This is a genomic window from Sphingomonas faeni (assembly GCF_024273235.1).
Classification (GTDB): Bacteria; Pseudomonadota; Alphaproteobacteria; order Sphingomonadales; family Sphingomonadaceae; genus Sphingomonas; species Sphingomonas faeni_A.
On record NZ_JANBVH010000027.1, the window covers coordinates 1 to 14,525 of the forward strand.

Genomic DNA, 14,525 nt, shown 5'->3' on the forward strand with positions numbered 1-14,525 from the left:
CGGTCGAGCGCGCCGGTGTCACCCGAGACGAGCTCGCGGACGGCGTGGCGGTACTCCATGCCGATGTCGAAGCCCTTGCCCGGCGACCAGAACAGGTTGGCGGCGCCGCCATAGGACTTGGCATTGGCCAGCCCCGTGACGATCATGCCGGCCGGATAATCGGCCGACTGGTAGCTGCCCATGACCGTCGAGTGGATCGCATCGGTCCAGCCGATACGGAACGCCGCGAAGGCCGCGAAATTGTCGATCCGCTCGAGCCGGGTCGCGGTGCCGCCGTAGATCGCGTCGGGGACGTATCCCAATCCCAGGTACCGGCCGATGCCTTGCCCGTAGGTCGCCATGAAGCGCAGGTCGTGACGCTTGCCGATGGGAATCTTGCCCGACCCGGAAACGCCCCAGCCGAAGGCGGTATCGCCGCTGCCCAGCGTATCGGTGCGCAGCTCGCGCGCGATGCCGGCCAGCGCGAAATCGCCGAATGCCGGCTTCCAGTTCACGCGTGCCACCACGTCGGGCAGGCGATCGTCATCCGTGTCGACCAGCGCCGCATTGGCCGGCAGCGCGGTTTCCGTCTCGGGGTTCTCGGCCGCGATCTGCAACGTCAGCCCGGGTCGCAAGGGGATGGAATAACGGACCAACGCCTGCCGGTTGAACACCGTGCCATCCAGCGGACCGACGAAATCGGTCGTCTCCGGCAACACCGCGATGTTCTGGAAGGTCGACCATTCCTGCCCGACCAGCAAATTGCCATATTCGATGAAGCCACGGCGGAAGGTGGGCGTGTAGGGATTGGTCGCGCGCTGCGCGCCGACCGGTGCCGTCGCGAGCGCGAAATCGAACTCCACCAGCGTCTTGATGTCGGTGCCGTTCATCGGGGTCGCGGTGCTGAACTGCAGACGGGTCTGGCGCGCGGAAAGCAGCAGGTCCTGGCTGGAAAACCCGCCGCCGACCGGAATCTGCTGCGGCAGGAAGAACTCCTTGCCCAGCCCGCCGACCGCGACCTCGCCATCGCTGTAGCGGCTGGCGATGACGTTGAGGCGAACGAAGCCGCCCAGCTTGACCGTGGTGTTCCCGACGCGAAAACCGTCGGTCGGTGCCGAGTTGGCCGCGACAGGCCTGGCCTCGGCCACATTGGTCGCGCCGGGCGATCTGCCGGGCGACGCGGGTGCCGCGCTCACGGAAGCGGTGCTCGTGGGAGTCGCGCTTGGGGGAGACGCGCTCATGGGAGCCGGGGCGATCGACGCCGCAGCCGTGGCGCGCGCCGCGGTCAACTCGCCGCGCAGATCCTGCACTGCCGCTTCGAGCGCCTTCAACCGTGTCTCGAGCTCGATCTCACGCGCCGTCTGGGCTTGCACCATGCCTGGTACCAGCGCGGTACCGCCAAGCAACGCCGTGAAAGCCAGTCGCGTCCTGAACGCCATCCGTGTCATCCCCGTCTCCGCGCTCTTCCACTGGTCTTACGCGTGGAATGAGCGTTGTGATCATGGCGCATTGCGAACGCTGGGCCATCCCTTACTTTGGTTAGGGATGATCGTGCCGACGCGACCGCGTACAGCGCGGCAAAAGGAGAGCCAGATGACCGAGGCCAGCTATCCCGTCCCCGCAGATTGGGCGAAGGACGCCCTGATCGACGCCGCCGCCTATGACCGGATGTATGCCGAGGCCGCGACCGATCCCGACGCGTTCTGGGCGAAGGAGGCCAAGCGCCTCGACTGGATCGTGCCGCCGACCAAGATCAAGGACACGTCGTTCGACGAGAGCGACTTCCACATCCGCTGGTTCGAGGACGGGCAGCTCAACGTCGCCGCCAACTGCGTCGATCGCCACGCCGATGCGCGACCGGACGCGACCGCGATCCTGTGGGAAGGCGACAATCCCGACGAATCCCGCAAGATCAGCTATGCCGAACTGCGCGACGAAGTGTCGAAGCTCGCCAACTGCCTGAAGGCGCGCGGCGTCGAGAAGGGCGACCGCGTCACCATCTACCTGCCGATGATCCCCGAGGCGGCGTTTGCGATGCTCGCCTGCGCGCGGATCGGCGCGATCCATTCGGTGGTGTTCGGCGGCTTCTCGCCCGAGAGCCTGTGCAACCGCATCCACGACTGCGACAGCCGCATCGTCATCACCGCCGACGAGGGCCTGCGCGGGGGCAAGACCGTGCCGCTCAAGGCCAATGTCGATGCCGCACTCGACCACGGCGATCTCGCGGTCGAGGCGGTCATCGTCGTCCGCCGCACCGGTGGCACGGTCACGATGACCGAAGGCCGCGACTATTGGTATCATGAATGCGTCGAGGGCCAGTCGACCGACTGCGCACCCGAGCCGATGAACGCCGAGGACCCGCTGTTCATCCTCTACACCAGCGGCTCGACGGGCCAGCCCAAGGGCGTGCTCCACTCGACCGGCGGCTATCTGGTGTGGGCGTCGATGACGCATGAATACGTCTTCAACTACCGCCCCGGCGAGATCTTCTGGTGCGCCGCCGATGTCGGCTGGGTCACCGGCCACACCTATTCGCTGTACGGTGCGCTCGCGAACGGTGCGACCACCGTGATGTTCGAGGGCGTGCCGAACTATCCCGATCACAGCCGGTTCTGGCAGATCGTCGACAAATACCAGGTCAACATCCTCTACACCGCACCGACCGCGCTGCGCTCGCTGATGCGCGAGGGGGACGACTGGGTGACGCGCACCAGCCGCAAGTCGCTGCGGCTGCTCGGCTCGGTCGGCGAACCGATCAATCCGGAAGCATGGAACTGGTATCACAATGTCGTCGGCGACGGCCGGTGCCCGATCGTCGACACCTGGTGGCAGACCGAGACCGGCGGCCACATGATCAGCCCCCTGCCCGGCGCAACCGCGCTAAAACCCGGCAGCGCGACCAAGCCGCTGTTCGGCGTGCTCCCCGAGCTGGTCGACGCGGACGGCAAGGTGCTGGAGGGCGCGGTCGAGGGCAACCTCGTCATCGCCGACAGCTGGCCAGGCCAGATGCGCACCGTGTGGAACGACCACGAACGCTTCTTCCAGACGTATTTCTCGACCTATCCCGGCAAGTATTTCACCGGCGACGGCTGCCGCCGCGACGATGACGGCTATTACTGGATCACCGGCCGCGTCGACGACGTCATCAACGTCAGCGGCCACCGCATGGGCACCGCCGAAGTCGAGAGCGCTCTGGTCGCGCATTCGAAGGTCGCCGAAGCCGCGGTCGTCGGCATGCCGCACGACGTGAAGGGCCAGGGCATCTACGCCTACGTTACCTTGAACGCCAACGCCGAGCCGAGCGAGGAGCTGCGCAAAGAGCTCGTCCAGTGGGTTCGCCGCGAGATCGGGCCTATCGCTACGCCCGACATCCTCCAGTTCGCGCCCGCGCTGCCCAAGACGCGCTCGGGGAAAATCATGCGCCGCATCCTGCGGAAAATCGCGGAGAACCAGCTCGACCAGCTCGGCGACACCTCGACGCTGGCCGATCCCGCGGTGGTCGACGCCTTGATCGCAGGACGCGAGGAGGCCATTCCCGTTCCGGCATGACCCGCACGATCCTCATCGCCGACGATCACCCGCTGTTCCGTCAGGCACTCAAGCTGGCGGTCAGCCGGGCCGCGCCAGACGCGGTGGTGATCGAGGCGGGGCAGCTCTGCGAGGCGGTCGACGCGGTGCGTAGTGCTGAGCGGCTCGACCTGATCCTGCTCGACCTGCGGATGCCGGGCTCGGAAGGATTTGCCGGTGTCGCGCTGCTCCACGCCGAACGTCCGGACACGCCGATCATGGTGATCTCCTCGGCTGACGAGGCCGAGGCGGCACCGCGTGCCCGGGCTTATGGCGCAATCGGCTTCGTCTCGAAAACCGCCGACCTCGCCACGCTCGAAAACGCGGTCGCTCGAGCCCTCGCCGGCGAACGCGACGCGCCAACCGAAGGCGCCCCGGTCGACGAAATGTCCACCCGCGTCGCCAGCCTCACGCCGACCGAACTGAAGGTGCTGCTCGGCGTGCTTGCAGGCCGCCTGAACAAGCAGGTCGCCTTCGACCTCGGTATCTCGGAGGGTACGGTGAAGGGCCACATGACTGCGATTCTGCGCAAACTGGGGGTTCAGAACCGGACCCAAGCTGTGCTCGCGGCACGAGCGATGGACATCCACTTCGCCGATTGAGGCGGACCATGCCGCTCGGACAAGAGCCAGTCCGCAATCCACCGGCAGCACATCGGTCCTTGTTCTCCCGCGAAGGCGGGAGCCCAGTCTGGATCCCCGCTTTCGCGGGGAAACATGCCTTGCTCGATCGGTAAGAGTACCGACTGGTTTCGAGAGTTGGCGTTCGAGCTGAATGCCGCCCCCATTTCAATCCTCCCCCGCCAGGGGGAGGTGGCGCCGGAGGCGACGGAGGGGGAGGAACACGCAACGCCCGTTTGCCCTTACCTCCCCCTCCGTCTGGCAAGAGCCAGCCACCTCCCCCTGGCGGGGGAGGATTGCAGAGAAGGGTCAACTCCCCCGCGCCGCGGCCGCCGACGCCTCCTCGATGAACCGCCACAGATCCGCGGGCTCGACCGGTTTCGTCAGCACGACCAGCCCCGCACACCGCACATCCTCCACCACCGCACGGTCCGCCGTTACCAGCGCGATCGCCGGTGCCGGAGTCATCGCCCGCAACCGCGCGACCACGTCGAGCCCGTCCTCCACCTCGTCCAGATGATAGTCGATCAGCGCCACGTCCGGCTCCTCGTCCGCCGCCAGTTCCATGGCCTCGGAGATCGTCGCCGCCAGCAACGGCACGCACCGCCGCGCCCGCAGCGCCGCGTCGAGCGCCGCGAGGATCGTCGCGTCGTTGTCGAGACACAGCACCCGCAAACCAGGCACCAGCGCGCGCGCCGCCGAGGGCGTCGGCAGCGGCACGTCAAGCCCGTCAGGCGCCAGCGGCACCCGCACGGCAAACGTCGTCCCCCGCCCCGGCTCCGACCGCAACTCCACCGCCGCCCCGAGCAACCGCGCGATCCGCCGGACGATCGCCAGCCCCAGCCCGACGCCACCGCCCGCGCTGCCCTTGCTCTCCAGCCGCTCGAACTCCTCGAAGATCCGCTCGCGGTCCGCCGCCGCGATTCCCGGCCCGTTATCCCGCACCTCGATCAGCACGTCGCCACCCCGCCGCCGCGCCCCGATCCAGATCCGCCCATCCGCCGAATAGCGCACCGCGTTCGACAGGAAATTCTGCAGGATCGAGCGCAGCAAAGACCGATCGGTCGCCACGCTGAACGCGCCGGGATGGGATGCCAGCGACAGCCCACGCTCGCCCGCCAGTGGCCGGAACTGCGCCGCCAGTTCCTCGATCAGCGCCCCCAGCGCGAACCGCTCGACCTTCGGCACGACGCCCCCCGCATCGAGCCGCGACACGTCGAGCAACGCGCGCAGCAACGTGTCCGCCGATCCGATCGCGCCATCGATCGCGCGCACCAGATCGCCCTGATGCGGCGCCCTATCGTCGTCGAGGCCTTCGTCCAGTGCAGCGCAGAACAGCCGCGCCGCGTGCAACGGCTGCAACAGGTCGTGGCTCGCCGCCGCCAGGAACCGCGTCTTGTCGCGCGTGGCAGTCTCCGCCACCGCCCGCGCCTCGTCCAGCATCGCGTTCGACTGCGCCAGATCCTGCGTCCGCGCGGCGACCCGCGCCTCCAGATCGGCCTGCGCCTCCTTCTCCGCGGTGATGTCGGTAAAGCTCTGGACATACCCGCCGCCCGGCATCGGCCGCCCGACCATCTTGATCCAGCGCCCCGACGGCCGCTGCCGCTCAAAGCTATGCGGCGTGCCGCGCGCGAGATGCGCCACCCGGCGCCCGACATGCGCCGCGATATCGCCAACCCCCTCGCGCTCGGCATTGTAGCGGATCAGGTCGGCGATCGAGCGCCCGACCACGACATACCCCTCGGGATAGTCGAACATCTCGACATAGCGCGGATTCCACGCGACCAGCCGCAAGTCTGCATCGATCACGCTTACCCCCGGATCGATCGTTTCCAGCGTCGCCGACAGCAACGTCCGCGAGAACCGCAGCGAGCGCCCGCGCTGGTCGAGCAGCCGTACCACGTCGCTGACGTCGATCGCCGACCCGGCAATGCTCGACGCGACGATCTTCCGCGCCGACGGTGCGCCGATCACGCCCGCGATCAGTCGCTCGGCGGTGCGCGCGGCTGGCCCGTCGATCGGCGCACGCAGATCGGGCGACGCCACGCCGATCGCCTCCGCCTCGCCGTCGCCGACGAACCGCGCGACCAGCATCCGCAACTCGCCCAGCGTCGTGACGTGGTCGAGCGCGGCGTTCCCCCGATGCCGCTCGCGCAGGTGCAAGCCCGCCATCAGCGCGACGTTGACACCCAGGCTCCACACCGTGCCATTCACCAGCGGCGAGCCGATCCGCCAGCCGAGCAATGCATCGGGATCGAGCCAGCCGCGTGTGAACTGCGCCAGCATCGGGCCGATGCTCTCGCCGATCGACGGCAGCAACAGGCAGTAGATCCAGACGACCACCCCACCGATCAGCCCGGCACGTGCCGCAGTATGATTCGAAAAATTCCAGCCGACCGTCGCGATCAGCGCAGGCGCGAACTGCGCGACGCCCGCAAACGCGATCAGCCCGATCGAGGCCAGCGGCAGGTCCGCGCCGAGGCTCCGGCCATACAACAGCGCGACCGCGACGATCGCGGCGATGATGACCCGCCGCACGCGCAGCATCCGCCGGCCAAGCTCGCCCTCGCCCGCCTCGCCGTGCCGCCGGAGCAGCAATGGCGCGAGCAGGTCGTTGGTCGCCATCGTCGACAGCGCGATCGTCTCGACCACCACCATTGCCGTCGCCGCCGAGAACCCGCCGAGAAACGCGATCAGCGCGACCAGATGCTCACCCTGCTGCAACGGCACCGCCAGCACGTACAGGTCGGGCTCGGCATCGCCCGGCAACAGCGTCATCCCCGCCAGCGCCAGCGGCAAGACGAGCACCGAGATCAGAACCATATAGGCGATGAACGGCCAGCGGGCGCGCGCCACCGCATCGGGGCCGCGCGCCTCGATCACCCCGACATAGAATTGCCGCGGCAGGCACAGGATCGCCAGCGCCGACAGCAGCGTCCGCACCCAGAAGTCGGAGGTCAGCGCCCCCCAGGTGAAGCCCGACTCGAGCCGCGAGAGCGGTGCCGCCAGCGTCTCCGCCGGAACATCGGCGAGCAGCGCCACGGTCACCACGCCGAGCACGACGAAGCACAACAGCTTGATCAGCGACTCCGCCGCGATCGCCGCGACCACGCCGGGATTGCGCCCCGCCACCTCGTACCGCCGCGCGCCGAACAGGATCGCGAACACCGCCAGCAGCAGCGCGACGAACGTGCCGACCTCCGCCGAACTCCCGACGCCCGCGATCGCGCCGAAGCTCAACGTCACCGACCGCAACTGGAGCGCGATATACGGCACCGACGCGAGCAACGCCGTCCCCGCGACGATGGCGGCGGTGCCCCGACTGCGACCATAGCGCGCCGAGATGAAGTCCGAGATCGAACTCGACCCTTCCTCGCGCGCCAGCCGCACCAGCCGCGCGAGAAACTTCGGCGCGAGCAGGAACACCAAAGCCGGCCCGAGATAGATTGCGAGGTAATCCCACCCCCGCGTCGCCGCGGTGCCGACCCCGCCGAAGAACGTCCAGCTGCTGCAATACACCGCCAGCGACAGCGGATACGCGATCCGCCCGAGCCGCTGCGACATGCCCCGCCGATCGACCACCCACGCGATCCCGAACAGCAGGATGCCATAGCCGAGGATGGCGAGGATCACACTTGGCGCGACGATGATACGGCTCCGCTTGCAGGACTGCGCTGGCCTACGCCTAGCACAGGATCAGGCAATCGCCTTGGGCGCGGATCGCGGATCGCGGATCGCGGGTCGTCGTTGCGGAGCCCGTTCAGGCGCACTCTATTGCAAAGGCTTGGGAGATCGGCGTTATTGCAAAGGCCGGATAGACCGGCGGCGACATCATGGTCACCGCGTGCCTGCAATTCGAGACGCTGGGCGTGGAGCGGGTAACGGGAATCGAACCCGTGTATTCAGCTTGGAAGGCTGCTGTACTACCATTGTACTATACCCGCATCGCCTTGAAATCGTTAGATTTCCAAGCCTGCGTCCGAGTCCGTCCTGCTGGAATTCCAACATAGTGACGCGGTGTGCATCGGGGTCTTATTCAAATGACTATCCCGGTGCAAGGCTTGCCCGACGGGGTTACAAGACCATACGCGCGCGCGCCCTCCGCTACGAGCCGGATCCGCCGTAGCGCTGCCGGGTCGTCGCGAGGGCACGCCGTGCCTCCTCGATCGCGATTTCCTCGGTCCTGAAGAGCAGATGGTCCATCACCGACGTCAGATGGACCCGCATCGCCGATCGTGCCGCGGTCGCATCGCGGGCGCGCAGGGCCTCGACGATCGCCGCGTGTTCCGCCACGACCGGCCGGACCTTCGCATTGCGCGCCTTGGCATGCAGAAGCGCACATTCGGGCGACGTCGAGCGCAGATGCCACAGATCCTCGATCGTCCTGACGACGCCAGCGTTCCGGGTCGCTCTCGCAATCGCCATGTGGAAATCCCGATCGGCGTTTTCGGTCACCTCGGCGAGCAGGTTTTCGGTCGTCATCGCCTCGACCAGCCGGTCGAGCAGGTCCACTTCCTCGTCGGTGATCTGGACCGCGGCCAGTGCGGCCGATTCGCCCTCGAACATGATGCGCGCTTCGGTGAGCTCGAACGCGGTGATGGCGAAACCGGGTTCCTCGCCCTGCCCCGGCAACCGGACCACATAGGCCCCCGAACCGACACGCACCTCGATGAAGCCCTGCACCTCCAGCGCGATGAGCGCCTCGCGCACTGCCGGGCGGCTCGCGCCATATTCGATCGCGAGTTCGCGCTCCGCGGGCAGGCGATCGCCGATGCCGAACGTCCCGGAAACCAGTTCCTCGAACAATCGGCGCGCCAGCCGCTGGTACAGGCGCTCGTTCGCAGGCGCACGATACTCGCCGGCTGCGAAAATCGGGTTATCGCGTGCGGGCGTGACCATCGTACTTACCAATCTGCATCTCGGCGCAGATGCTACTACAGTAAGGGCCGAGGTGGAACGAAGATCGTCGCGCGATGGCGGACGCGGTTCACGCGTCCGCCACGGCGTCATCAGAAGCCGACGTTCAAGGTCGCCGACACGGCGCGCGGTGCGCCGATCTGGGCGTAGGTGAGCGAATTGGTCGCGCTCGTCCCGCTGAACCCGCCGACGTAGAGCTTGTCGAACAGGTTGGTCACGTTCAGCTGCAGGAAGGTCTGACCGTCCGAGCCCAGCCCCTGTAGCGCGATCCGCGCATCGAGGTTGAACAGCGTGTAGGCCGGGGCCTTCGCACCATAGACTTGCACGCCCGAGATCACGACCGGCAGGTTCTGGTCGTTGACGTAGCGATCGCCGGTCCGCTTGGCCTCGATACCGACGCGAATCGGTCCGGCATTGCCCTCGACCCGGCCGCCGAACGTGTAGGTCGGGGCGCCCGCCTCGCGCTTGCCCGCTGTGTAATAGGTGGAGGTGGCGGATGCCTGGACGTCGTCGAGGATCTTCGACTTCAGATACGATCCGAACGCATACAACGTCACCAGGTCGATCGGACGATAGCTGACGCTGCCGTCGATGCCGTATTTGTGGACGGTGCCGAGGTTGCGATAGATCGTCGTGTTGGTTTCCAGGTCGTAGGACGAGGCCAACCGGTCGTGGAACACCGTGTACCAGCCCGACACCTGCGCCTGCAGGCGACCCATCTGGTAGCGCAGTCCGGCGTCGAAATTGTCGGTCGTCTCAGGCTTGGCGCCCTCGGAACCGGTCGTACCCTCGGCGTAGTAGAAGCTGTTGTAGAGATTGTCGGTGCCCGGAACCTGCATGCCCTTCGAATAATTCGCGAAGACGGCGAGCGGCTCGGCGAGTTGATAGACCAGCCCGGCACTCGGCAGCACGCGGTTATAGTTGAACTTGCGCTGCTGCGGCCCCTGGTAGTTGGGATAGGCGGCGGCGATGATCGCATCGGTCGCCGCGTTCTGGCCCGAGCAGATCAGGCCGCCCGTCGCGCTGGTGGTGAAGCAGTAATTGGTCAGGTCGCGGGTGAAGAACGGCGCACGGATGCCGGCATTGATCGTCAGCTTACTGTCGAAGAAGCGCCCGCGATATTCGCCGAACGCCTGGTTCAGGATCGCCTTCGAGAAGCGATCGCGCTTCTGGAGCGCGGTGCCGGTCGAATCGAGCAGCGGTGCCTCGCTCGGGAACGGCGTCGACGCGAGATTATAGCCGTTGATCGTGGTCAGCTCGCCGGTCTGGCGATGGCGGCCATAGTCCAGGCTATAGCCGACGCGCACCGTCTGAGTCGGGCTGAGATCGTAGCGCAGACCGAGGTTGAGCAGGTAGCGGTTGGTCTCGGTGGTGCTCGGCGCACTGACCAGCACGCTGTCCCTGGTGTCGCCGTCGCCGTTCAGATCGACGCCGCCGAAATAGGGCGTGCTGCCGACATAGCCCGCGACCGCATGGCCACCGATCGTCGCGAAGCCTTCCGATGCGGTCGCCGTGCCGCCGCCGTTCGCCAGCGTATAGGAATAGGCCGCATCGGCGGTGAAGACGAGCTTGTCGGTGAGCGTGAAGCGCGAATTGACGCGGATATTGGCGGTCTTGGACGGGTTGTAGCGATAGTCATACGCGCCCGCGCCACACGCGGCACCGGCGCTGCTGACGCAATTGCCGACATCGTAGAAGCGCTCGTCGCGCGTCTGCGGGAAGCGGTTGCCCGATCCCGTACCGACGCTGGCGCCGACGTTGCTGAGCGGCACCGAGCCGAAGAAGTTGTTGATGTTGCGGTTGTAATGGCCGGCAACCGAGATGAAATCGCCGTTGTTGCCGATCGGCTGATAGATCTTGGCGTTGACCTGCGTCTTGTCGATCTTGCCCGCATCGGTGAACACGACGTTGTTGGTCGATTTGCTCGCGGAGAAGAACGCGCGCGTGCCGAACGGGGTGAAGACGCCGGTATCGACCGCACCGAACACGCGGAAGAAGTCATACTGGCCGACCGATCCCGCCATCCGGACGTGGAAGTCCTCGGACGGGTTGCGCGTGGTGTAGTTGATCGTCGATCCGGTCGCGGACGCGCTGGGGCTGTCGACGTCGGTCGAACCGAGGCTGACCGTAACCTGGCCGATCAGTTCGGGATCAAGCTGCTGGTTGGAATAGATCGCATAGCTGCCGGTGTCGTTGAGCGGAAAACCGTCCCACATCTGCGACACGCGGCTGCCGTCGAAGCCGCGGATGCTCAGCGTGCCGCCGGCCGAGCCGTAGGGATCGTTGTTCTGGAAGCTGACGCCTGGCAGCATGTTGATCGTGTCGTTGATCGACTGGCCTGGCGTCTCGTGCTGGATGAATTCCGCGTTCAGGCCGACCTTGGCCTTCGATGTCGCCGGCAGGACGACGCCGCCGACCGCGGGATCGCCGTTTTTGCCGGTGACGACGATGTCTTCGAAATCCTTGGTTCCGGTCGACTGCGCGATTGCAGGAGACGCGATCAGACACAAAGTGCAGCCGAAAAGACTGCGCGTCAGAAGAGTTTTACCCACTTTGATACCCCGAGCTGGTGGCGACATGCCGTACGCCACTCGGGCGGATCACTTAGTCGTCCCGCATTTCCGCGAAATGTCCCCGTGTTACGCGGCGTGTTACGCGGCATTCACAATCGCCGTCGCTGGCGGCCCGGAGCGGGGCGAGGCGGCGCGACGCGGCGCGCGGCGCGCGGCGCGGGCGACAGCAGGGCTGAGGGGGATGGCGGGACCAGTGCGGATGGACACGCAGCGTTCCGGAGTCGCGCGTTGGCTTTGGTCGAAGCTCACGGATCAACCGGGTCACGGAGCGCATTCGGCGCGCATTCGAAATGTATGGAATACCCTCGGCCTCGGCGGCCAGCCTCTACGTCAGTGCTTTAACTGTAGAAAACTGGAGCGGGCGAAGGGATTCGAACCCTCGACCCCAACCTTGGCAAGGTTGTGCTCTACCCCTGAGCTACGCCCGCTCTGGCGCCTATGTCTCCGGTCTGAAGCGACACGGTGACTGGGTGAGGCGCGCTGTTAGCCCGGGGTTTCGGGAACGGCAAGCGCCTTTTCCACTTTCGCGCGAAAATCATCCGGATTGTTGTGCGCCGCACAAAGCGATCAACCCTGCGAGATTCCGCTTGGCGACTCACCCTTTGGAACATTACAAGAACAGTTGTGAACGAGTCGTCCGCCCTGATTGCCCGCCTGAAGCGGATCGCCACGACGGGAATGCCGACCCAGGGTGATGGGCGCGCCGATGATGCATGGCTGACGCAGGGGATGGCCAAGGCGCAACTCCACGAGGTTTTCGCGACCGTCGACGATGCGGCGAGTGGCGCAGGGTTCGCGGTGGCGTCGGTTCTGGCGGCGCGTGCGGCGCCGGTGATGTGGTTGCGGACCGAGGCGAGCGAGCGCCAGGGTGGCCGGCTGCATGCGACCGGGCTGGTCGAGATGGGGCTCGACGTGACGTCGCTGGTGTTGGGGCTGGTCGAGGACGAGGCGGACTTGTTGCGCGCCGCCGCCGATGCCGCGCGGTGTCACGGGCTTGGGACATTGCTGATCGAATCCTGGGGGCGTGCGCCAAGGATCGACCTGACCGCGACGCGGCGGCTGATGCTGGCGGCCGAAGCCTCGGGCGTGACCATCCTCAGCCTGCGGATCGGCGCAGAGCCCGTGCCGAGTGCGGCGGCATCGCGCTGGCAGGTGGCGGCGTGTCGTTCGCGCCCGCTGGAGGCCGACGCACCGGGCAAACCTGCCTTCGACATCGAATTGCTGCGTCGACGCGGAGGCCAGGCCGGGCTTCGCTGGCGTGTGGAGTGGGACCGTGACGCGTATTTCTTCGACCAAATCGCCTTCGAAACCGTCATTATCGAAGACCCAGGCGGTGATACCGCGGCGCTATCTGGCGCTGGTGTTTCCGTGGCTGCCGATCGAGCGGCTGCGGACAATGCGGCCGCATCTGTTCGTCGGACGGGCTGAAACGCCGATCGCGTTCGTCGAGACGGTCTCGGGTGGGGTGCGGCTGAAGGCGCTCGACCGCGAGGCGATGCGGGCGGGACTCGTCCCGGGACTTACGCTGGCGGATGCGCGCGCGCAGGTGCCGGAACTGGAGGTTTACGAGCATGACGCGCATGCCGATCACGAATGGCTCGAGCGACTAGCCGATGGATGCCAGCGCTACACGCCGTCGGTCGCGCTCGACGAGCCCGATGGGCTGATCCTCGATATCGCCGGGTGCGTGCATGAGTTCGAGGGCGAGCGTCGCCTTGCCGCCGACCTGGAGGAGCGCCTCGCGCGGCGCGGGCTGCTGGTGCGCCACGCGTTCGGCGACACGCCCGACACGGCGCGCGCGCTGGCCCGGTTTGCGGGGGCACCTGCGCCGGATGAGAAGCGGGCCGTGAAGCGGTTGCCGGTGGCCGCGCTGGGGCTCGACGAGGATGCGACCACCGCCTTGTCGCGCGCGGGCCTGAAGACGGTCGGCGACGTGATGGCGCGGCCGCTGGCGACGATCGCCGCGCGGTTCGGCGAGGAGGCGGCGATGATGATCCGCCGGCTCGACGGATCGGTCAAAGGGCCGATCGTCGCGCGGCGCAGCGTGCCGAAGATCGGTGTCGAACGCCGCTTCGCGGAGCCGATCGCGCGCACCGAATACGCGCTGGAAGTGATCGCGGAGCTTGCCGCCGAAGCCGCCGAGCAACTGGCCCAACGGCACGAAGGCGGGCGGCGGTGGGAAGTACGGCTGTTCCGTGCCGACGGGCTGGTCCAGCGCCTCAGGATCGAGACCGGTCAGCCGATACGCGACGTCGCGCTGTTGATGCGCCTGTTCCGCGAGCGGATCGACAGCCTCGCCGACCCGCTCGATCCGGGGTTCGGCTATGACCTGATCCGGTTGGACGTGGCGCTCGCCGAACGTCTCGATGCGTCGCAGTTGAAGCTGGAAGGCGGCGAGGCGCAGAAGGGAGAGGTTGCGCAGTTGGTCGACCAGCTCGGCACGCGGCTGGGCCGGGCGCGCGTCCGCCGGTTCTCGGCGCGCGACAGTCACATCCCCGAACAGGCCGAGCTGATGCTGCCCGCCGCCGAGGCCCCTGCCCCGACTCCGTGGACCGCGCCCGAAACCGGTGAGCCGCCGCTCCGCCCGATCTATCTGTTCGATCCGCCGCAGCCGATCGAATCGATGATGGCCGAGGTCCCCGACGGCCCGCCGCACCGGTTCCGCTGGCGCCGGACCGTGCACGACGTGGCGCATAGCGAGGGCCCGGAGCGGATCGCCGGCGAATGGTGGCGGCGGCAGGACATCCCGACGCGCGATTACTACCGCATCGAAGACCGCCGCGGCCGCCGCTTCTGGATCTTCCGCCACGGCCTGTATTCCGAGATGGAGACGCCGCGCTGGTACCTCCACGGCGTCTTCGCATGACCC

General features: G+C 67.1%; 8 protein-coding genes and 2 tRNA genes. 4 read left to right on the forward strand and 6 right to left on the reverse strand.

From position 1 onward, the window contains the following. A partial coding sequence (locus tag NLI89_RS14620) for a DcaP family trimeric outer membrane transporter (RefSeq protein WP_254687690.1) occupies positions 1-1,427 on the reverse strand: 1,427 nt, incomplete at its 3' end. A gap of 145 nt (positions 1,428-1,572) precedes the next feature. Between NLI89_RS14620 and acs the strand changes: the two genes are divergently transcribed. Continuing rightward, positions 1,573-3,528, forward strand: a complete 1,956-nt coding sequence (gene acs, locus NLI89_RS14625; RefSeq protein WP_254687691.1) for an acetate--CoA ligase — start codon at positions 1,573-1,575, stop codon at positions 3,526-3,528. Further along, positions 3,525-4,148 (forward strand): response regulator transcription factor, encoded by a 624-nt coding sequence (locus tag NLI89_RS14630; RefSeq protein WP_254687692.1) that lies wholly within the window; start codon positions 3,525-3,527, stop codon positions 4,146-4,148. Before acs ends, NLI89_RS14630 begins: the two co-directional genes overlap by 4 nt. A gap of 327 nt (positions 4,149-4,475) precedes the next feature. Here the strand turns inward: NLI89_RS14630 and NLI89_RS14635 are convergent, their stop codons facing one another. From NLI89_RS14635 to NLI89_RS14655, 5 genes are all read right to left on the reverse strand, one after another. Next, complete coding sequence (locus NLI89_RS14635; RefSeq protein WP_254687693.1) at positions 4,476-7,799, reverse strand: PAS-domain containing protein; 3,324 nt, start codon at positions 7,797-7,799, stop codon at positions 4,476-4,478. 237 nt (positions 7,800-8,036) lie between these two features. Next, positions 8,037-8,110, reverse strand: a tRNA-Gly gene (locus NLI89_RS14640). A gap of 160 nt (positions 8,111-8,270) precedes the next feature. Beyond that, a complete protein-coding gene (locus NLI89_RS14645) occupies positions 8,271-9,065 on the reverse strand; it encodes a FadR/GntR family transcriptional regulator (protein WP_254687694.1) in 795 nt (264 codons plus the stop codon). Between the two features lie 110 nt (positions 9,066-9,175). After that, a complete protein-coding gene (locus tag NLI89_RS14650) occupies positions 9,176-11,662 on the reverse strand; it encodes a TonB-dependent receptor (RefSeq protein ID WP_439144522.1) in 2,487 nt (828 codons plus the stop codon). A 347-nt stretch (positions 11,663-12,009) separates the two neighbouring features. Further along, positions 12,010-12,084 (reverse strand) — tRNA-Gly (locus NLI89_RS14655). A gap of 196 nt (positions 12,085-12,280) precedes the next feature. Between NLI89_RS14655 and NLI89_RS14660 the strand changes: the two genes are divergently transcribed. Both NLI89_RS14660 and NLI89_RS14665 read left to right on the forward strand, forming a co-directional pair. Then, a complete protein-coding gene (locus NLI89_RS14660) occupies positions 12,281-13,084 on the forward strand; it encodes an ImuA family protein (RefSeq protein ID WP_254687696.1) in 804 nt (267 codons plus the stop codon). After that, positions 12,993-14,522, forward strand: coding sequence for a Y-family DNA polymerase (locus tag NLI89_RS14665; protein ID WP_439144524.1), 1,530 nt, complete (start codon positions 12,993-12,995; stop codon positions 14,520-14,522). The genes NLI89_RS14660 and NLI89_RS14665 overlap by 92 nt, the downstream gene beginning before the upstream one ends. Positions 14,523-14,525 lie beyond the last annotated feature (3 nt).